At 67.6% G+C, this 16,540-nt stretch carries 18 protein-coding genes and 1 riboswitch; of the genes, 12 read left to right on the forward strand and 6 right to left on the reverse strand.

The window, feature by feature from the left end; all coding sequences use genetic code 11:
- Positions 1 to 2 precede the first annotated feature (2 nt).
- Entirely contained in the window at positions 3 to 980 is a 978-nt protein-coding gene (locus PFX98_RS00745; protein WP_285233257.1) for a LysR family transcriptional regulator, read from the reverse strand.
- Between the two features lie 103 nt (positions 981 to 1,083).
- On the opposite strand from PFX98_RS00745, the gene xdhA reads away from it, so the two are divergent.
- The gene (xdhA, locus tag PFX98_RS00750) at positions 1,084 to 2,604 is read left to right on the forward strand and encodes a xanthine dehydrogenase small subunit (RefSeq protein WP_285233258.1); all 1,521 of its coding nucleotides are present in this window, start codon (positions 1,084 to 1,086) and stop codon (positions 2,602 to 2,604) included.
- Positions 2,601 to 4,946, forward strand: coding sequence for a xanthine dehydrogenase molybdopterin binding subunit (xdhB, locus tag PFX98_RS00755; RefSeq protein WP_285233259.1), 2,346 nt, complete (start codon positions 2,601 to 2,603; stop codon positions 4,944 to 4,946). The genes xdhA and xdhB overlap by 4 nt, the downstream gene beginning before the upstream one ends.
- Before the next feature lie 12 nt (positions 4,947 to 4,958).
- On the opposite strand, the gene PFX98_RS00760 is transcribed toward xdhB, so the two are convergent.
- Both PFX98_RS00760 and PFX98_RS00765 read right to left on the reverse strand, forming a co-directional pair.
- Positions 4,959 to 5,318: a c-type cytochrome gene (locus PFX98_RS00760; RefSeq protein WP_285233260.1), complete on the reverse strand. Its 360-nt coding sequence runs from the start codon at positions 5,316 to 5,318 to the stop codon at positions 4,959 to 4,961.
- 95 nt (positions 5,319 to 5,413) lie between these two features.
- Positions 5,414 to 5,740, reverse strand: coding sequence for a phage integrase N-terminal SAM-like domain-containing protein (locus PFX98_RS00765; protein ID WP_425334650.1), 327 nt, complete (start codon positions 5,738 to 5,740; stop codon positions 5,414 to 5,416).
- A 311-nt stretch (positions 5,741 to 6,051) separates the two neighbouring features.
- On the opposite strand from PFX98_RS00765, the gene PFX98_RS00770 reads away from it, so the two are divergent.
- From PFX98_RS00770 to PFX98_RS00800, 7 genes are all read left to right on the forward strand, one after another.
- Positions 6,052 to 6,417 (forward strand): hypothetical protein, encoded by a 366-nt coding sequence (locus tag PFX98_RS00770; RefSeq protein WP_285233261.1) that lies wholly within the window; start codon positions 6,052 to 6,054, stop codon positions 6,415 to 6,417.
- Positions 6,418 to 6,529: 112 nt separating this feature from the next.
- Positions 6,530 to 7,018, forward strand: coding sequence for a GNAT family N-acetyltransferase (locus PFX98_RS00775; RefSeq protein WP_285233262.1), 489 nt, complete (start codon positions 6,530 to 6,532; stop codon positions 7,016 to 7,018).
- A gap of 66 nt (positions 7,019 to 7,084) precedes the next feature.
- Positions 7,085 to 7,531 (forward strand): hypothetical protein, encoded by a 447-nt coding sequence (locus tag PFX98_RS00780; protein WP_285233263.1) that lies wholly within the window; start codon positions 7,085 to 7,087, stop codon positions 7,529 to 7,531.
- 163 nt (positions 7,532 to 7,694) lie between these two features.
- Positions 7,695 to 8,072: a hypothetical protein gene (locus tag PFX98_RS00785; protein WP_285233264.1), complete on the forward strand. Its 378-nt coding sequence runs from the start codon at positions 7,695 to 7,697 to the stop codon at positions 8,070 to 8,072.
- A gap of 702 nt (positions 8,073 to 8,774) precedes the next feature.
- Entirely contained in the window at positions 8,775 to 9,209 is a 435-nt protein-coding gene (locus PFX98_RS00790; RefSeq protein ID WP_285233265.1) for a DUF1801 domain-containing protein, read from the forward strand.
- Positions 9,206 to 9,418, forward strand: coding sequence for a hypothetical protein (locus tag PFX98_RS00795; RefSeq protein WP_285233266.1), 213 nt, complete (start codon positions 9,206 to 9,208; stop codon positions 9,416 to 9,418). Before PFX98_RS00790 ends, PFX98_RS00795 begins: the two co-directional genes overlap by 4 nt.
- Before the next feature lie 65 nt (positions 9,419 to 9,483).
- A complete protein-coding gene (locus tag PFX98_RS00800; RefSeq protein ID WP_285233267.1) occupies positions 9,484 to 9,912 on the forward strand; it encodes a DUF2267 domain-containing protein in 429 nt (142 codons plus the stop codon).
- 34 nt (positions 9,913 to 9,946) lie between these two features.
- Here PFX98_RS00800 and PFX98_RS00805 read toward each other — a convergent pair whose 3' ends face one another.
- Both PFX98_RS00805 and PFX98_RS00810 read right to left on the reverse strand, forming a co-directional pair.
- Positions 9,947 to 10,204: a MoaD/ThiS family protein gene (locus PFX98_RS00805; RefSeq protein ID WP_285233268.1), complete on the reverse strand. Its 258-nt coding sequence runs from the start codon at positions 10,202 to 10,204 to the stop codon at positions 9,947 to 9,949.
- A gap of 31 nt (positions 10,205 to 10,235) precedes the next feature.
- Complete coding sequence (locus PFX98_RS00810) at positions 10,236 to 11,453, reverse strand: WD40/YVTN/BNR-like repeat-containing protein (protein ID WP_285233269.1); 1,218 nt, start codon at positions 11,451 to 11,453, stop codon at positions 10,236 to 10,238.
- Between the two features lie 166 nt (positions 11,454 to 11,619).
- On the opposite strand from PFX98_RS00810, the gene PFX98_RS00815 reads away from it, so the two are divergent.
- The 3 genes from PFX98_RS00815 to PFX98_RS00825 all read left to right on the forward strand — a co-directional run bounded on the left by PFX98_RS00815 (position 11,620) and on the right by PFX98_RS00825 (position 14,419).
- A complete protein-coding gene (locus PFX98_RS00815) occupies positions 11,620 to 11,907 on the forward strand; it encodes a hypothetical protein (RefSeq protein WP_285233270.1) in 288 nt (95 codons plus the stop codon).
- 48 nt (positions 11,908 to 11,955) lie between these two features.
- Positions 11,956 to 12,195: a hypothetical protein gene (locus PFX98_RS00820; RefSeq protein ID WP_285233271.1), complete on the forward strand. Its 240-nt coding sequence runs from the start codon at positions 11,956 to 11,958 to the stop codon at positions 12,193 to 12,195.
- Between the two features lie 35 nt (positions 12,196 to 12,230).
- A riboswitch (cyclic di-GMP riboswitch) is annotated at positions 12,231 to 12,329 on the forward strand.
- A gap of 62 nt (positions 12,330 to 12,391) precedes the next feature.
- Positions 12,392 to 14,419 carry a PKD domain-containing protein gene (locus tag PFX98_RS00825; RefSeq protein WP_285233272.1) on the forward strand — a complete coding sequence of 676 codons (2,028 nt, stop codon included), beginning with the start codon at positions 12,392 to 12,394 and terminating at the stop codon, positions 14,417 to 14,419.
- Between the two features lie 10 nt (positions 14,420 to 14,429).
- Here the strand turns inward: PFX98_RS00825 and PFX98_RS00830 are convergent, their stop codons facing one another.
- A complete protein-coding gene (locus PFX98_RS00830) occupies positions 14,430 to 16,502 on the reverse strand; it encodes a diguanylate cyclase domain-containing protein (protein WP_285233273.1) in 2,073 nt (690 codons plus the stop codon).
- Positions 16,503 to 16,540 lie beyond the last annotated feature (38 nt).

Consider the following 16,540-nt stretch of genomic DNA (forward strand, 5'->3'; position numbering starts at 1 on the left):
GGTCAGGATCGGACGCGCGAGCTGGCGGGCGCCTGCGCCACCAGGGTGCGCGCCACCTCGCGCACCTGCTCGCGCAGCCAGCGCATCGGCGCGCTGGCATGGCTCACATCGTGCCAGAGCTGGTAGTAGGCCATGGGCGGGAAGCTCACCGGGCAGCGCAGCACGCGCACCGGCAGGCTGTCGAGATAGCGCGAGCAGAACAGGCGCCCGGTGGTCAGCACCAGCAGGCTATGGGCCACCATCTGCGGCAGCTGGCCGAAATGGGCGCTGCGCACCGCGATCGTGCGCGCCAGGCCCTGCTTGGCCAGGTGCTGGTCGATCACCCCGGGCAGGCCGGCCGAGAGCGGCATCGGCGCCAGGTGCTGGCTGGCCAGGTAGCGCTCCACGGTCCAGCCCCGGCCGTTGCTCCTGGCCATCGGATGCTGCTCGCTCACCAGGCACACCACCTCGTCGCTGAGCAGGCGCGCCAGGTGCAGCTCCTCGGGCGGCTCCAGCCAGTTGCCGATCACCAGGTCCACCTCGCCGCGTGCCAGCGCGCGGCGGTAGTCGTAGTCGGCCGAGAGCGGCTGCAGGTCCAGCTGCACGCCCGGCGCAAGGCGCAGCAGGTGGGCGGCCAGCTCGGGCAGGAAGAAGGGGTCGAGGTAATCGCTGGCGGCAATGCGAAAGCGCAGCTGGGCGGTGGCGGGTTCGAAGCCGCTCAAGCGCCGCCGCGCGCCGAACAGGGTCTCGGCCTCGCGCAGCAGGCGGCCGGCGGGCTCCAGCAATTGCAGGGCGGTGGCGGTGGGCGTCATGCCGGCGCCGCTGCGCACCAAGAGCGCGTCGCCGGTAAGGGCACGCAGGCGCCGCAGCTGCGCGCTCACCGCGGGCTGCGTACTATGCAGGCGCAGGGCCGCCTTGGAAACGCTGCGTTCCGAGATCACGGTATGCAAGACCCGCACGAGTTGAAGCTCGATCTTGTCGAAGTCCGCCTTCAGGCTCATACGCGCTGCTTGATGAAGTCCATTGTTTGGGTCGTATATTGTCTATGAGCAAAGCCATTACCGTTCGGGATTGTCCGGAGCCAGCCTTTTTTCCTTCTCGTCCATGAACACGCGCCCCATCCGCTTCTATCACCGCGGCCAGATCCAGGAGGTCCAGGGCCTGCCGCCCACCACCACGGTGCTGCGGTGGCTGCGCGAGCATGCCCATCACTGCGGCACGAAGGAGGGTTGCGCCGAGGGCGACTGCGGCGCCTGCACCGTGCTGGTGGGCGAATTGCAGGGCGAGCAGGAGTTGCAGCTGCGCAATGTGAATGCCTGCATCATGTTCCTGCCCAGCCTGGACGGCCGCGCCCTGCTGACGGTGGAAGACCTGGGCTCGGCCCAGGCCCTGAACCCGGCGCAGCAGGCCCTGGTGGACTGCCATGGCTCGCAATGCGGTTTCTGCACGCCCGGTTTCTCCGTCAGCATGCAGGCCGTCTACGAACGCCACCAGGCCGCCGGCACGCGGCCGACGCGCCAGCAGCTCGCCGACGATCTGGCCGGCAACCTGTGCCGCTGCACCGGCTACCGGCCTATCCTCGATGCCGGCGAGCGCATGTTCGATGCGCCCGCCGCGCCGCTGGAGCGCGCCCCCATCATCGCGGCGCTGCAGGCCCTGCGCGCCGACGCAGGCCTGCATTACCGCGGCCCCAACCCGGTCACCGGCGCCGAGGACTGCTTCCACATCCCGCGCAGCCTGCCCGACCTGGCCACCCTGCGCATGAGCAAGCCCGGCGCGCGCCTGCTGGCCGGCGCCACCGATGTGGGCCTGTGGGTCAACAAGCAGCACAAACAGCTGGGCGACGTGATCTTCCTCGGCGCCGTGCCCGAGCTGCGCGAGATCCGCAGCGAGCCCTTCCAGGGCCTGCCCGGCCTGTGGATAGGCGCCGGCGCCAGCCTGGAAGACGCCTGGCGCGCGCTGGCCGAACAGCTGCCGCCGCTGCGCGAGCTGTGGCTGCGCTTTGCCTCGCCACCGGTGCGCCATGCCGGCACCCTGGGCGGCAATATCGCCAACGGCTCGCCGATCGGCGACGGCGCGCCGGCCCTGATCGCGCTGGGCGCCGACATCGTGCTGCGCCGCGGCGATGCCCAGCGCCGCCTGCCGCTGCAGGATTTCTACCTCGACTACATGAAGAACGCGCTGCAGTCCGGCGAGTTCGTCGAGGCCCTGCACCTGCCCCTGCCCGCGGCCGGCACGCAGCTGCGCGCCTACAAGATTGCCAAGCGCTACGACAGCGACATCTCGGCCGTGTGCGGCGTGTTCGCGCTGCGCGTGGAGGCCGGCGTGGTGAGCGAAGCGCGGCTGGCCTTCGGCGGCATGGCCGCCATCGTCAAGCGCGCCGCCCAGGCCGAGGCCGCCCTCCTGGGCCGGCCCTGGAGCGAGGCCAGCGCCCGCGCCGCCGCCGATGCGCTGGCGCAGGACTTCACGCCGCTCAGCGATATGCGCGCCAGCGCCGCCTACCGCCTGCAGGTGGCGCAAAACCTCATGCGCCGCTGCTGGCTGGAAACCAGACCCGACGCACCACTCAGCCCCGCCCAGACCAGCGTCTGGCAGGCCGTGGCCTTCGAGCGGAGCCTGCCATGAACAAGCCCAGCGATCTGCCCCTGATGGCCGAAGCGCAAGTCGGCACCAGCCGCGCGCATGAATCCGCCCACCTGCATGTGAGCGGCGAGGCCAGCTATATCGACGACATCGCCGAGGCCCAGGGCACCCTGCATGCGGCGCTGGGCCTCTCGCCGCTGGCGCATGGCAGGCTGCTGGCCATCGACCTCGAGCTGATCCGGCGCCAGCCCGGCGTGGTGGCGGTGTTCACCGCCGCCGACTTCCCCGGCGAGAACAACTGCGGCCCGCTGCTGCACGACGACCCCATCCTTGCCTCGGACACGCTGCGCTACCTGGGCCAGCCGGTGTTCGCGGTGATTGCCACCGAGCGCGAACTGGCGCGCCGCGCCGCCGCGCTGGCCAGCCAGGCGCTGCGCTGCGAAGCCCTGCCCGCGGTGCTGACGGCCAGGGAGGCCCATGCCCTGGGCCAGTACGTGATCCCGCCCATGCACCTGACGCGCGGCGAGCCGGCCGCAGCCCTGGCCGCCGCGCCGCATCGCCTGGAGGGCGAATGGTCGGTGGGCGGGCAGGAGCAGTTCTATCTGGAGGGCCAGATCTCCTACGCCCTGCCGCAGGAAGACCGCGGCCTCTTGATCCACTGCTCGACCCAGCATCCCTCGGAGATGCAGCAGCTGGTGGCCCATGCCCTGGCCTGGCAGGCGCACCAGGTGCAGGTGCAATGCCGGCGCATGGGCGGCGGCTTCGGCGGCAAGGAATCGCAATCGGCGCTGTTCGCCTGCGTGGCGGCACTGGCCGCGCACAAGTTGCAAAAGCCGGTAAAGCTGCGCCTGGACCGCGACGACGACTTTCTGATCACCGGCCGCCGCCATGGCTTCGACTATCGCTGGACCGTGGGCTACGACGACGCGGGCCGCATCCTCGCCGCCGAGATCGACCTGATCTCCAACTGCGGCCACTCGGCCGACCTCTCGGCCCCGGTGCTGACGCGCGCGCTGTGCCATTTCGACAATGCCTACTGGCTGCCCCATGTGGCCATGCATGGCTATGGCGCCAAGACCAACACGCAGAGCAACACCGCCTTCCGCGGCTTCGGCGGCCCGCAGGGCGCGCTGGCCATCGAGATCATCATCGACTCGGTGGCGCGCCGCCTCGGGCTGGACCCGCTGCTGGTGCGCCAGCGCAATTTCTACCAGGCCGACCCGGCCAAGGGTCAAGACCTGACCCCCTACGGCCAGCAGGTCAGCGACAACATCCTGCAGCCGCTCACCGAGCGCCTGGTGGCGAGCAGCGACTACCACGCGCGCCGCGCCGCCATCGCCGCCTGGAACGCGCAGAGCCCGGTGCTCAAGCGCGGCCTGGCGCTCACGCCGGTGAAGTTCGGCATCTCCTTCAACGTGGTGCACCTCAACCAGGCCGGCGCGCTGGTGCATGTCTATACCGACGGCTCGGTGCTGGTGAACCATGGCGGCACCGAGATGGGCCAGGGCCTGAACACCAAGGTGGCCCAGGTGGTGGCGCATGAGCTGGGGCTGGACTTGGCCCAGGTGCGCGCCAGCGCCACCGACACCCAAAAGGTGGCCAACACCTCGGCCACCGCCGCCTCCACCGGCAGCGACCTCAACGGCAAGGCCGCGCAGGACGCTGCGCGCCAGATCAAGCAGCGCCTGGCGGCGCTGGCCGCCGAGCTGCTGGGCCTGCCGGCCGAGCAGCTGCAGTTTGCCGGCGGCAGGGTCGGCGGCAGCGGCGACAGCAACGGCAAGCAGTCCATCGCCTTCAAGGAGCTGGTGGCCCAGGCCTATCTGAAGCGCATCCAGCTCTGGAGCGACGGTTTCTACGCCACCCCCGGCCTGCACTGGGACCGCAGCCGCCTGCAGGGCCGGCCCTTCTACTACTACGCCTATGGCGCGGCGGTGGCCGAGGTGCTGGTGGACACGTTGAGCGGCGAAAGCCGCGTGCTGCGCGCCGACGTGCTGCACGATGTGGGCCAATCGCTCAACCCGGCGCTGGACATCGGCCAGGTTGAGGGCGCCTTCGTGCAGGGCCAGGGCTGGCTCACCACCGAGGAGCTGGTGTGGCATCCCAAGACCGGCATGCTGAGCACCCACGCCCCCAGCACCTACAAGATCCCCACCGCCAACGACAGCCCGCTGGACTTCCGCGTCGCGCTCTACGACCAGCCGAACCGCGAAGACAGCATCCACCGCTCCAAGGCGGTAGGCGAGCCGCCGCTGCTGCTGCCCTTCTCGGTGCTGCTGGCGATCAAGGACGCCATCGCCGCCTGCGGACCCGCGCACTGCGACCCGCCGCTGCGCGCGCCGGCAACCGCCGAGGCGGTGCTGAGGGCGCTGGGCGCGCTCGCCTAGCGTCAACAGGCCCTAACGCGACAACACCCACTCGATCAGATTGATCAGCTCGGCGTCGTTCTCGACCTTGACGATCTTGTGCGGTGCCGTCTTGCCATCGGTGCCCTTGGCGGGCTCACCGGAGGTCAGGTGGTACTTGATGCGGGCCGCAGCGCCCGTATCCGCCTTGTACTTCCAGGCGACGTACTTGAAGGAAGGTCCTTCCTTCAGGCTGCCGGTCTCGTGGCACTTGAAGCATTCGTTCTGGCGCGCCGTCTGCTCGGCGGCTGCAACGTCAACAGCCAAGGCGCTGCAGGAGCAGAAAGCCACAGCTGCGGCGAACGAGAGCTTGGCGAAGGCAAGAGTTCCAATCCGATTGGTGTCGTACTTCATCGCGATTTCTCCTTTGACCGAGTACCCATTTGAGCCCTGCGATTCCGTCGAGCCCTTGATGTCGGTCAGGAATGAATGAGGGGTGGCGCGCTGAGCTACAGGGCGTTGACCGGGCTGCAGGCCGCGCGGGGTCGTCCAGATCTCGCAACCTTGCCATGCAGGAACAGCAAGGCCGACAAGGCCTGCCGATGCGTTGACGCCGCCACGCCGCGATCGTCGGCGAGCCAGCTCAAGAAGGATTCAACGGCGTGCTTCGCTTCCAGTTCCGGCGGACGCTGCAGCCGATGGAAGCGCATGAACGCCCGGCACCGGTAGACATAGGCCCCCTCGGTCCGCCGGCTGCAATGCAGAAACCGGATGCGCGCGCGCAGCTGATCCAACAAACGGGCGGACCGCAGCGGCGGCAGCGACGGAGCCAGCACGGGCGCTTCCCTCCGTGGGGCGATTGACGTGCCAGGCATGCGCACCTCCAATCCGAGCCATTCGCCATAACGGCTCCGGCACGCGCATACCCTGAGGCCGCAATTGGCTTGAACGGCGAAACTTGCAAGCTGCCGGACTTGGCAGTCTGATCATGCTGTACAAATTGACTGTCAATCACCAGCGAATCAAGGATGGGCGCGGCCTGCAGCGCGGCCACAAGTCCGATGTTAGGGAGATAGTTGCCGGTGTTATCCATCAGAACTGCGCCCTACAACCTAGTTAGGCATTCGTGCAAATCCACCATAGACATATGCGACGACAGTTCTTGATGCTTTTGGCTGCATCGCCGTTTCTTGGATGCTCTCGCGTCGAGAAGGAGGTTCCGACGGACTGGAAGTCGCTCGCACTGCCTGGCAAGTCTCTGGAGCTAATTGACGAGAAGTACGTGGAGAACTATCGCTTCGCGGAGGACGGCATGGCAATCGCCACATTCGGCCTCAAGGACGGCGCGGTTGCGGGCCCAATCGTCTACTGGAAGATTGAAGAAAATCGGCTGGTGATCTCAATTGATCCCGAGTCAGAAATACTTCAAGAGCTTGTATCACCCTCGATCCGAGGAAGCGTCGTGACCGCAACAAGGAAGTCCGGTGCCAAGGCTAAATACAAGTTTGCGTAGTCCAATGCCTAACCAGTCGCTCGAGCCGAATCGCGTAGGCAGGCCGCCGCTCGCGGCTCAGCTTCAACGTTAGCCATCTCTGTTCCATTCTATTTTTCGCGAAGTACCAGAAATGCAAATTCGAGAAGCCTCTTCCGCGGATCGCTCAACGATCGCAATGCTCGTCAGCGAAGCCAACAAGGACGTGGCGGTGCAATTCGGCTTAAACATCGAAAACTGCCCGAAGCACCCATCGTTCTATACGCCGTCCTGGGTGGATGCTGATTTCTCCCGGGGCGAGAAGTATTTCATCGCGGAAGACAACCTAAGTCCAATTGCTTGTGTGGCCTACGAAATTCCAAGCGCCGGTCTCGCTTACCTGAATCGCCTTTCTGTGCTTCCCGCTCACCGCCGCAGCGGTGTTGGCGCAAAGCTCGTGCGACACGTAGTTGATCAGGTTCGCACTTTGTCGGTCAGTACCATCAGTATTGGTGTTATTGGCGAACACACGGTGCTACAAGCCTGGTACAACAAGCTTGGTTTTACGGATGGCGAAATCAAGCGGTTTCCTCACCTACCGTTTTCGGTCAAATACATGGCGTATGCGGTACAGGCTGGCTAACCGATCGCTCGAGCCGACGTCCCTCGGCAAGCCTCGGTCCGCGGCTCAGCTTCAACGTTGGGCATCATGAAATACCTTTTGCCACTTCTCGCTGTATTGGTTTTTCCGCTTGGCCAGGTCGCAGCGCAGCCTGACCTCCAGCGCTCCCACATCGAGGTAAACCTTCCGCCGCAAGAAGTCTTTGAAAGCTACCTCAGGCGCGATCTTCTCGGCTATTTCAATCGGGCTGCCACACAAACCGCGACAGCCGTAGAGTCCCGGCCGCTCCGCAACGGTCCAACCCAATCTGGCACTTCGTATCCAAAGTTTTATATCTGGGTCAAGGTGTATGCGGGCACAACGGTTCAGAACGAAGGCGCCGTTCGAGTGGCCGCAGTCGAGCGCACTCACTTCGACGTCACAGACTTCCTGTCCAAATCGAACATTCAGGCCAATCCAAGTGAGGTCGGTGGCATATTCCCCGCAGCCTTGGTCCCCGCCATCCTCGAACTCGCAGGAGCGCCCCAGAGATGATGCCCAACCATTCCATCGAGAGGGCAGCCAACAGCGAGCATGGTTTGCGCCGGTTGTCGAAGCTGCCGCCGCCGTCGTCTGCCCGTCATGTCAAACGTTATGCATCAAATACCATGTTCCGAATAGTTCTATTTACAGCCATTGCCGCCGGGGCTTCCGGTTGATGACCACACCTGTCAGTACTGAAATAGTCGCGTCATGGGGCCAGAGGCCGGAGGAGCGAGGCCGGTTGCCGGTGGGGAAAGTTGTGTCGGTTGAACGTATCGACTTCACCAATGAACACCGTGCGCTATCTAAAGAGCAACAGGCTGGACTTGTCGGAGGAATGGGTATTGGAGCGGGCGGAGCCATTGTCGCTGCGATCAATTCCGCCCGAACTGCTGATGCCCTCTTCAAGACTAAAGTTCTAATGAAAACTGGAGAAGAGTGGGTTCGCGACTTGAACTACATGCTCAAGCCTGGAGATTGCGTTGCATTCCGATCTGGCCTAACTCCGGATGACGTACTTGCGATTCCCGCGCTGCCAGATGAGTGCTCCTGATGCATAACCTTTCGCTCGAGCCGATTCGCAACAGCAGGCCGCTCAAGGCCCCATTTCATTCTGGGCCTTGCGCAGCGTTCTGGCGCTCGCGGCTCAGCTTCAACGTTAGCCGTCAATCATGCTCAAGTGCCCAACATGTTCGCGAGAGGCCGTCTCCCTTGGGGGCGCATGGCGTTCCAGCGTATCCAGCCCGGCCGCGTGTAGCGCGTGCGGATCGACTTGCTATGTCCCGAGTTCCTCGTCTGGGATTCCACTCGTTTCAGGCGTTGTTGTCGCAGTTGCAGGACTATGGATTGCGGGGGCAATGCAATCCCTACTGGCGCTCGTGTTGGGTATCGCCGCGGCGGGCGTTTGCTACGCCCTGATCTGGAGCAGGCTCAAGCCTGTGTCTGTGGTTGCTATGTCAGTTCCCCCGCCAACCAAGGCCACCGGGCTCTGGGTCATATTCGAAGTTCTCACGGTGTTTTCCTTGTGGAAATAGTCCTCTGTACGGTGTCGGTTGCCTTGGTTGCGGCCAGGCGGTCTGATTCCGATGTGCCGACTACATTCCTCGCAGAGCTATCTGTCCCCGGTTAAATTCGAGCCACAGCAGCGCCAGCGATGATGCGTCAACTGAATCGGTGCAAGCTCCCTCGCTTCGGCAGTCTGAAGGCCAGTCGCCAATAGCTGCCTCGCCACGCGTCCCGGTCGGAACAAACGCGCATGTCCACCAAAACCAAGCTGCTCGCAGGCGGGAATCCGCAGATCGCCAAGGGCGATGGTGATGGCCCGGTCCAGGCTTACATTGCGGCCATGCCTGGCTGGAAGGGCAATGTCGGCCGCGTCATCGATGCCTTGATCGACCGCACCGTGCCGGACGTATCCAAGGCGGTCAAATGGAACTCGCCCTTCTACGGCATGCCGGGCCAAGGGTGGTTCTTGAGCTTTCACTGCTGCGCAAAGTACGTCAAGGTCGCCTTCTTCCGTGGCAGCGCGCTAACGCCGCTGCCGCCTGTCGAATCCAAGCAGCAGCAGGTGCGCTACCTCCACATTCGCGAAGGCGAGCAAGTCAACGAGGCCCAGTTTTCCCACTGGGTCGGGCAAGCCAGCAAGCTGCCTGGGTGGGGTGGCGTCGAACACCAGAGAGCATCGCCATGAATAGCGCCATCCCCGGCAAGCGCTCGCCAACCAAGCCGCCTGCCCGTCCCCGCGCCCTCGGCTTGATCGCCGCCCTCGTCACGGCGGCCGCGGTGTCGTGGTCCACGCCGGACGGCAATCTCGTCGTGACCTTGGTGCCCGCGCTGGCAGTCGGGCTGGCGGTGTTCGGCATCGCTTCGTGGCGTTGCCGTCGCGATGAGTCGGAGTGATCCGTGCAAGGTCATCCGGGCGCTGCAAGAATAGTGTCGCCCCGGCCTTCGCCCGCCCCGCAACCATGCCGCTGCCCTTCGAATATCAGAACGCCACGCTGGAGTTCGAGCGCTTCATGGTCGACGCGCGCGATCTCGCGGGCCTGAACACCACCAATATGGCGTGGAACATGGTCGTCGGCGTGCTGCACACCTTTCGCCGGCGGCTCTCGATCGACCAGGCGCTGCGATTTGCGGACCTGCTGCCACCCGTGCTGCGCGCCATCTTCGTGGAAGGCTGGCGCCCCGGCGAGCCGGTGGCCGGCTTCGGCACACGGGAGGAACTTCTGGCCGAGGTTCGCGCCGTGCGCCCGGCGCATAACTTTTCACCTCCGGACGCGATCGCCGCGGTTGCGGCCGCGCTGCGCCGGCATGTCGACGTGGCCGCCCTCGAGCGGCTGCTGCCAAGCCTGCCCGCGGGTGCGAAGGAGTTCTGGTCGGGCCAGGTCTCTTGAGCCCGGCCCGTTCCGGCGCGCGCCACCCCCCGATTCAACCGCCACTGAGGGCCAGCACAATGGCCACGGCGTCGTCCGGCTGCAGCTCATGCCGCAGTTCCCGCACACCCAAGCCGTTGACGAAGATGCGCATATTGGGCCGCAGCAGGCCGCGCTCGTCGACGACGCGAAACCGCAGCCCGGGGTAGCGCTGCTCGAGGTCCGCGAACATGGCGTCCAGCGAATCGCCCGTGGCCGCCACCCGCGCAGCGCGCGTGTAGGACTGCAGTGCGGCGGGGATCAAGACCTGCATGCTGCCGGCTCCGGTACGCGGGCGCCGCCACTCATGCAGCGAGCTCGGCCACTTCCACGGCGTAGATCTCCGGGAGGTGGCGGGCGATGTTGCTCCAGCTCGCGCCTTCGTCCCTGCCGATCCACAACTCGCCGCTGGTGGTGCCCAGGTAGAGGGCCGGCGTGGCCAGGGCGTCCGCCGTCATGGCCTGGCGCTTCACGGTCCACCAGGCCTGACTTTCCGGCAGGCCCTGGTCCAGCCGCTGCCAGCTCTTGCCGGCATTGCGCGTGACATAGGCCGCCGGGCGCCCGGCCGGGCTGGTGCGCGGCCAGACGGTCGTGCCATCCATGGGGAAGACCCAGGCGGTATCGGCCTCGCGCGGGTGCACCACCATCGGGAAGCCGATGTCGCCCACGCGCTTGGGCATCTTGCGGCCGATGCGCTGCCACACATCAGCCGCCGGGCTGGCCGAGGTGCTGCCCGACCTGTCCATCCGGTAGATGCCGCAATGGTTCTGCTGGTAGAGGCGATCGGGCATGGCGGGGCACAGCCGCACGCAATGCGGGTCGTGGAAGGTGACGGTGCCCGGATCGAAGCCCTCCACCACCTCCAGGCCCTGGATCAGGGTGGACCAGCTGGCGCCGCCGTCGCGCGACTCGTGCACGCCGCCGCCCGACATCGCGAAGTAGAGATGTTTTGCATCCCGCGGGTCGACGATCACCGAATGCAGCTTCGGCCCGTCCGGCGTACCGTCCTGCACCGAGCCCATCCATTCGCGCAGCTGCGGGTTGTCGTTGACGGCGGGCAGCGGCAGCCAGCTGACGCCGCCATCCTCCGAGCGGAACAGGCCCTGCGGCGAGGTGCCGGCATACCAGCTGCCCGGCTCGCTGGCATGCCCGGGGGTCAGCCAGAACACATGGTCCACGGCGCGGCCTGGCAGGCCGCCGCTCGGCTGGGCGAAGGCGGGCGGCTGCTGCGCCTCCTTCCAGCTGCGGCCGAGGTTGGTGGAGCGGAAGATCGTCGGGCCGAGGTGGCCGGTCTTGGCCGCGGCCAGCAGGGTGCGGCCGTCGCGCGGGTCCAGCTGCAGGTGGCTGATGGTGTGGCCCAGGAAATGCGGCCCATCGGCCGTCCAGGTCTTGCGCCTGGCATCGCCGTGGAAGAGCCAGGCCCCCTTGCGCGTCGCCACCAGCAGCACGAGGCGCGTGGCGGCCTTGCGCCGGCTGGACGAAGAGGAAGAGGCAGGCGAGGCTGGGGGGGCGGTTCGGCGCATGGCGGCTCCTTGCTATGGGCAGACGAAGGGGGACTCACTCCACGACGCGCCATCGTGGGGGATTTCGACAAGCGGCGCGCAGAAATATTCACGCTCTCGCAAACTACTGTATATTCGTACAGCATCAACGCAGCCCCGCGCTGCCCCGTTCGAGGAGCGTAAAGCCATGATCCTGAATCTGAACGATCCCGCCAGCATCCTGGCCTGGTGGCAGGTCCTGCCCCAGCGGCATGGTTCACAGCTGCTGGCGATGGCACGGCTGCGGCCGCAGTTCGCGGCGCCCATCCAGGCGGCGCTGCGGCGCATCCGCGCCGACGCGACCCTGAACGCCCAGTTCGAGCGCGGCCTCACGGACGCCGCCCTGCTGCCCATGCGCCCCGCCGGCCATTGGCAGACCGCCGCCGACGAAGACCGGGCCGAAACGAGCGAGTGCCAGGCCGAGGCGGTGCACTGAGCCGCGGCTGGCTCACGCCATGAGCCAGCCGGCCATGAAGATAGCCCCATGAGCAAGACTGTTGAATTCTGGTACTGGCTGCTGCGCGACCCCGCCACCGGGCGGCGCAGGCAGTCGCTGTGCCGCCTCACCGAGGCGGATGCGCTGCGGCGCGACCCGCAGGCCCAGCGCCTGGCCGGCAGCTGCGAGCTGCGCGTGCTGCCCAAGCATCCGGACGACTATTTTCCGCGCCTGGCCCTGGGGCGCGGCCGCTTGCAAGCAACTGCAGCGCGGGGTAACAGCGGGTAAGGCGGGGCGGCAAGCGCGCCCTCAGGCACTAGCATCCCGGCACTCGGCACACCCGCACGAAAGTCGGGGTCGCAAAGTTTCCGGTCTAAAGCGCTGCCGGTCGCCGGCACCGCCATGACAGCGGGGCCGCCTGCATCTGCTGCAGCGTTCCCGGCGGTCGGATCGGCCTGTTCTCGCCCACGGAGTCCGCCCCACCATGAAGCCGATCAAGACGCTGCTCGTTCTGCCCACCCTGCTGGCCATGGCCTGCACCGCCTGGGCCGCCGGCCCGGCCAGCCCGGCCGTGCCGCATCTGCAGAAGCCGCCCTTCCCGTCCGTCAGCCTGCCCGACAAGCAGGCGGCGGGGCAGCGCGCCATCGACCTGCTGGGCAGTCGCCTGCCCGAGGTGGCGGCCTGGTATCGCAAGTCGCCCGACGAGTTCAAGGCCCTGCTGCTGGCCGACAAGCGCATGCGCATCGACCAGCGCGGCCGCGTGTTCTTCGTCGAAGAGCTCGACCAGGCCTTGCCCGCGGCCTCCAGCCCGGGTCTGCTGGACGGCAGCCTGGCGCCGCTGGAGCAGAGCTTTCTGCTGCACAGCCGGCCCGGCGCGCAGCGCACCATCTACCTGAACTTCAAGGGCGCCACGCTCAGCGGCACCGCCTGGAACGGCAGCGGCGGCAGCATCATCGCCCCGCCCTTCGATCTGGACGGCCTGCCCGGCAGCTTCTCCACCACCGAGCTGCAGCGCATCCAGTACATCTGGCAGCGCGTGGCCGAGGACTATGCGGCCTTCGATGTCGACGTCACCACCGAGGCGGTGGCGCCCGAGCTGCTGACGCGCGCCGGCAGCACCGACCAGGTGTTCGGCACCACCGTGCTGATCACCAGCCGCACCGGCGTCTACAGCTGCAGCTGCGGCGGCGTGGCCTACCTGGGGGTGTTCGACGACACCAGCGACTACTACAAGCCCGCGCTGGTGTTCTACGACGCCCTGGGCCCCGGCAACGAGAAATACGTGGCCGAGGCGATCTCGCACGAGGCGGGCCACAACATGGGCCTGAGCCATGACGGCACCGCCACCACCGGCTACTACCAGGGTCAGGGCAGCGGCGCCACCGGCTGGGCACCCATCATGGGCGTGGGCTACTACCAGGCCCTGGTGCAGTGGAGCAAGGGCGAGTACAGCGGCGCCAACAACGTGCAGGACGACTACGTCGTGATGCAGAGCAACGGCCTGCCGCTGCGGCCCGACGACCATGGCAACAGCGCCGCCACCGCCACCCCGCTCACCGGCAGTAGCAGCGGCGGCATCACCAGCGCCAGCGCCCAGGGCGTGATCGAGCGGCCCGACGATGTCGACGTGTTCGCCTTCTCGGCCGCGGCCGGCCCCGCCAGCTTCAACCTCAGCCCGGCGGCGCGCTCGCCCAATCTCGATGCCCTGATCAGCCTGCGCAACAGCGCCGGCGTGCTGCTGGGCCAGGCCAATCCGCTCGACGCCCTGAACGCCAGCCTCGGCCTCACGCTGCCGGCCGCCGGCAGCTATTACCTCTCCGTGCAGGGCACCGGCAAGGGCGATCCGCTCGTCACCGGCTACAGCAATTACGGCAGCGTGGGCCAATACGCCCTCAGCGCCAGCTATCCCAGCGCAGGCAGCCAGGCGCCCATCGCGGCCATCAGCGCCTCCACGCTGCGCGGCACCGCGCCGCTCAACGTGAGCTTCTCCGGCGCCGGCTCCAGCGACCCCGACGGCAGCCTGGTGGCCTATGACTGGAGCTTCGGCGACGGCGGCAGCGCCAGCGGCGTCAGCAGCGCGCACAGCTATGCCAACCCCGGCAGCTACAGCGCGCAATTGCGCGTCACCGACAACAGCGGCCTCTCGGCCGCCAGCAGCGTCACCATCACGGTGGACGCGCCGGTGGCCATCGTCGAGATGCGCGTGGCCGACATCGCGATGAGTCTCAACGTCGCCAAGAACGGCAACGCGCAGGCCGGCGCGGCCGTCAAGGTGCTGAGCGCCGCCGGCCTGCCGGTGGCCGGCGCCACCGTCACCGGCAAGTGGAGCGGCCTGGTCTCGAGCAATGCCGTCTCCGCCGTCACCGACAGCACCGGCGTCGCGCGCTTCAGCTCGCCCAGCACGCGCAAGACCGGCGGCAGCTTTGTCTACAGCGTCACCGGCGTGAGCCTGAGCGGCTACAGCTACGCGCCGCTGACGAATACCGAGACGAGCGACTCGATCGCGCGCTGAGCGCCGGCGCTCAGCCCGCCGCCTCACCCTCGGCATAGCGGAAGCAGCCGCGCCCGGCCGCCTTGGCGGCGTAGAGCGCCTGGTCGGCCCGGGCCAGCAGGCTGGCCGGGTCGGCCGGCTCCTCACCCTGGTAGCAGGCGATGCCGATGCTGGTGGAAAGCTGCAGCGGCCCCTGCGCCAGCTGCAGCGGCTGGGCCACGGCATCGAGCACCTTCTGCGCCACCAGCCCCGCCTCGGCGGGCGCGTGCAAGCCCTCCAGCAGCAGCACGAACTCATCGCCGGCCAGGCGGCACACCAGGTCGGTGCCGCGCACGCAGGCGCGCAGGCGCTGCGCAAACGCCTGCAACACCGCATCGCCGGCCGCATGGCCCAGGCCGTCGTTGATGCTCTTGAACTTGTCCAGGTCCAGGAACATCAGCGCCATCAGCTGCTGGCCGCGCTGGCAGCGCGCCATCGCCTCGGGCAGGCGTTCATCGAAATGGCGCCGGTTCGGCACGCCGGTCAGGCTGTCCACCCGGCTCAACGCGGCCAGCACGCGCTCGGCGCGCTTGAGCCGGGTGATGTCGAAGCTCATCAGGTAGAAGCCCTGCACCAGGCCGCCGGCGTCCAGGTCGGGCACCAGATGGGCCTGAAAGTGCGCGTCACTGCCGCCCAGCTCCAGCGCGCCGATGAAGTGGCAGCTCTGGCCCGCCAGCACCTGCCGTACATAGGGTTCGTGCAAGGCGTAGCTGGCCTCGCCCAGGCCGGCGCGCAAGCTCATGCCGAGCGCCTGGCTGGCGCTCAGCCCGTGCACCTTGAGCGCCTGCGAGTTGGCGAAGTGGCAATGCTGCTCGCGGTCGAAATAGCCCACCATGGCGGGGATGTTGTCGGTCACCGCGAGCAGGCGCTGCTCGCTGGCGGCCAGCTGGCGCATGGCATCGCGCAGCTCCGCGGTGCGCGCCTGCACGCGCTGCTCCAGCGAGGCGTTCAGCTCGCTCAGGGAGGCATCCTGCTCGGCCTGGCGCTGCGCCAGCTCGGCCAACGCGTTGGAAAGCAGCTGGGCCTCGCGGTAGCCCCCCACGCGTGGCAGCTCGCCCTCGCCCAGATGGTGGCGCGCGGTGATCGCCGCGGCGAGCTGGCGCAGCGGCGCCGACAAGCGCCTGGCCAGCCACCAGCTCAGCGGTAGAAACAGGATCAGCAGGGCCAGCGCGCAATAGCCGATCTGGCGCCGCAGGCTGAAATAGTCGGCCAGCGCCACCGCCACCGGTTGGCGCACCAGCACCTGCCAGCCCAGGCCGGGGTAGCGCTCGTGGCCGCGCGTGGGCAGCACCGCGACATAGAAGGCCTCGCCATCGAACTCGCGCTCCACGCGGCTGGGCCCGCCCTGGCTGGGCAGTGGCTGGCCCTCCAGCGCCGGCGGGCCGAGGATCACCTTGCCATGGCGGTCCAGCACCAGGGCCTCGGCGCGGTGCGAAGCCAGCGTGGCGTCGATCAGCTCGGCCTTGACCTCGCGCGCCCAGGACCAGCTCAGGTGCGCACCCAGCACGCCCGCGCCCTCCCCCGCGGCACCGGGCAGCGGCAGCGCGAAGTCGACGAAGCGCCAGGGCTCGGTCTGCTTGGGCAGGAGGCGCTCCAGCAGCACCGCGGCATGCACATCGCCCACAAACGGCGCCTGGCGTCCGCCCTGCCACCAGGGCCGGGCCGACACGTCCACGCCTTCCAGCAGGCCACCGCTGGCGGCCAGCACCCGGCCCTGCGCGTCGGTCACGCCCAGCCAGGCAAAGTGGCTGAAACCCTGCTGGATCTGCTCCAGCGTGCGGCGCAGGGCGGCAGGCCGCGCGGTCTGCTGCAGGGGCTCCAGCTGGGCCAGCACGATCAGCTGCCGGAACTGCTGGGCCATGCCGCGATCCAGCGCGTCGCGGAAGTCGGTGGCCACCAGCTGCAGCGCATCGATGGCACGCCGCTCGGCATGGGCGCGCGCAAAGTTCTCGATCAGCAGCACGGTGCCCAGCAGCACCAGGCAGACGGCGCTCAGCAGCAGGCCGGCCAGCCAGCTGCCCAGCGAGGGGATGTAGCGCGGCGCGCGCTCGGCGGGGATGAGCATGCCTCATTGTGTCTTGGGATCCGGGCGATCCGCGACAT

Source organism: Paucibacter sediminis, from assembly GCF_030254645.1.
GTDB classification, from domain to species: Bacteria; Pseudomonadota; Gammaproteobacteria; order Burkholderiales; family Burkholderiaceae_C; genus Paucibacter_B; species Paucibacter_B sediminis.

What these genes read in the sequence shown, in the direction of transcription:
- PFX98_RS00745 (WP_285233257.1), bottom strand. Translation starts at nt 980, where the DNA reads ATGAGCCTGAAGGCGGACTTCGACAAGATCGAGCTTCAACTCGTGCGG.
- xdhA (WP_285233258.1), top strand. Translation starts at nt 1,084, where the DNA reads ATGAACACGCGCCCCATCCGCTTCTATCACCGCGGCCAGATCCAGGAG.
- xdhB (WP_285233259.1), top strand. Translation starts at nt 2,601, where the DNA reads ATGAACAAGCCCAGCGATCTGCCCCTGATGGCCGAAGCGCAAGTCGGC.
- PFX98_RS00760 (WP_285233260.1), bottom strand. Translation starts at nt 5,318, where the DNA reads ATGAAGTACGACACCAATCGGATTGGAACTCTTGCCTTCGCCAAGCTC.
- PFX98_RS00770 (WP_285233261.1), top strand. Translation starts at nt 6,052, where the DNA reads ATGCGACGACAGTTCTTGATGCTTTTGGCTGCATCGCCGTTTCTTGGA.
- PFX98_RS00775 (WP_285233262.1), top strand. Translation starts at nt 6,530, where the DNA reads ATGCAAATTCGAGAAGCCTCTTCCGCGGATCGCTCAACGATCGCAATG.
- PFX98_RS00780 (WP_285233263.1), top strand. Translation starts at nt 7,085, where the DNA reads ATGAAATACCTTTTGCCACTTCTCGCTGTATTGGTTTTTCCGCTTGGC.
- PFX98_RS00785 (WP_285233264.1), top strand. Translation starts at nt 7,695, where the DNA reads ATGACCACACCTGTCAGTACTGAAATAGTCGCGTCATGGGGCCAGAGG.
- PFX98_RS00790 (WP_285233265.1), top strand. Translation starts at nt 8,775, where the DNA reads ATGTCCACCAAAACCAAGCTGCTCGCAGGCGGGAATCCGCAGATCGCC.
- PFX98_RS00795 (WP_285233266.1), top strand. Translation starts at nt 9,206, where the DNA reads ATGAATAGCGCCATCCCCGGCAAGCGCTCGCCAACCAAGCCGCCTGCC.
- PFX98_RS00800 (WP_285233267.1), top strand. Translation starts at nt 9,484, where the DNA reads ATGCCGCTGCCCTTCGAATATCAGAACGCCACGCTGGAGTTCGAGCGC.
- PFX98_RS00805 (WP_285233268.1), bottom strand. Translation starts at nt 10,204, where the DNA reads ATGCAGGTCTTGATCCCCGCCGCACTGCAGTCCTACACGCGCGCTGCG.
- PFX98_RS00810 (WP_285233269.1), bottom strand. Translation starts at nt 11,453, where the DNA reads ATGCGCCGAACCGCCCCCCCAGCCTCGCCTGCCTCTTCCTCTTCGTCC.
- PFX98_RS00815 (WP_285233270.1), top strand. Translation starts at nt 11,620, where the DNA reads ATGATCCTGAATCTGAACGATCCCGCCAGCATCCTGGCCTGGTGGCAG.
- PFX98_RS00820 (WP_285233271.1), top strand. Translation starts at nt 11,956, where the DNA reads ATGAGCAAGACTGTTGAATTCTGGTACTGGCTGCTGCGCGACCCCGCC.
- PFX98_RS00825 (WP_285233272.1), top strand. Translation starts at nt 12,392, where the DNA reads ATGAAGCCGATCAAGACGCTGCTCGTTCTGCCCACCCTGCTGGCCATG.
- PFX98_RS00830 (WP_285233273.1), bottom strand. Translation starts at nt 16,502, where the DNA reads ATGCTCATCCCCGCCGAGCGCGCGCCGCGCTACATCCCCTCGCTGGGC.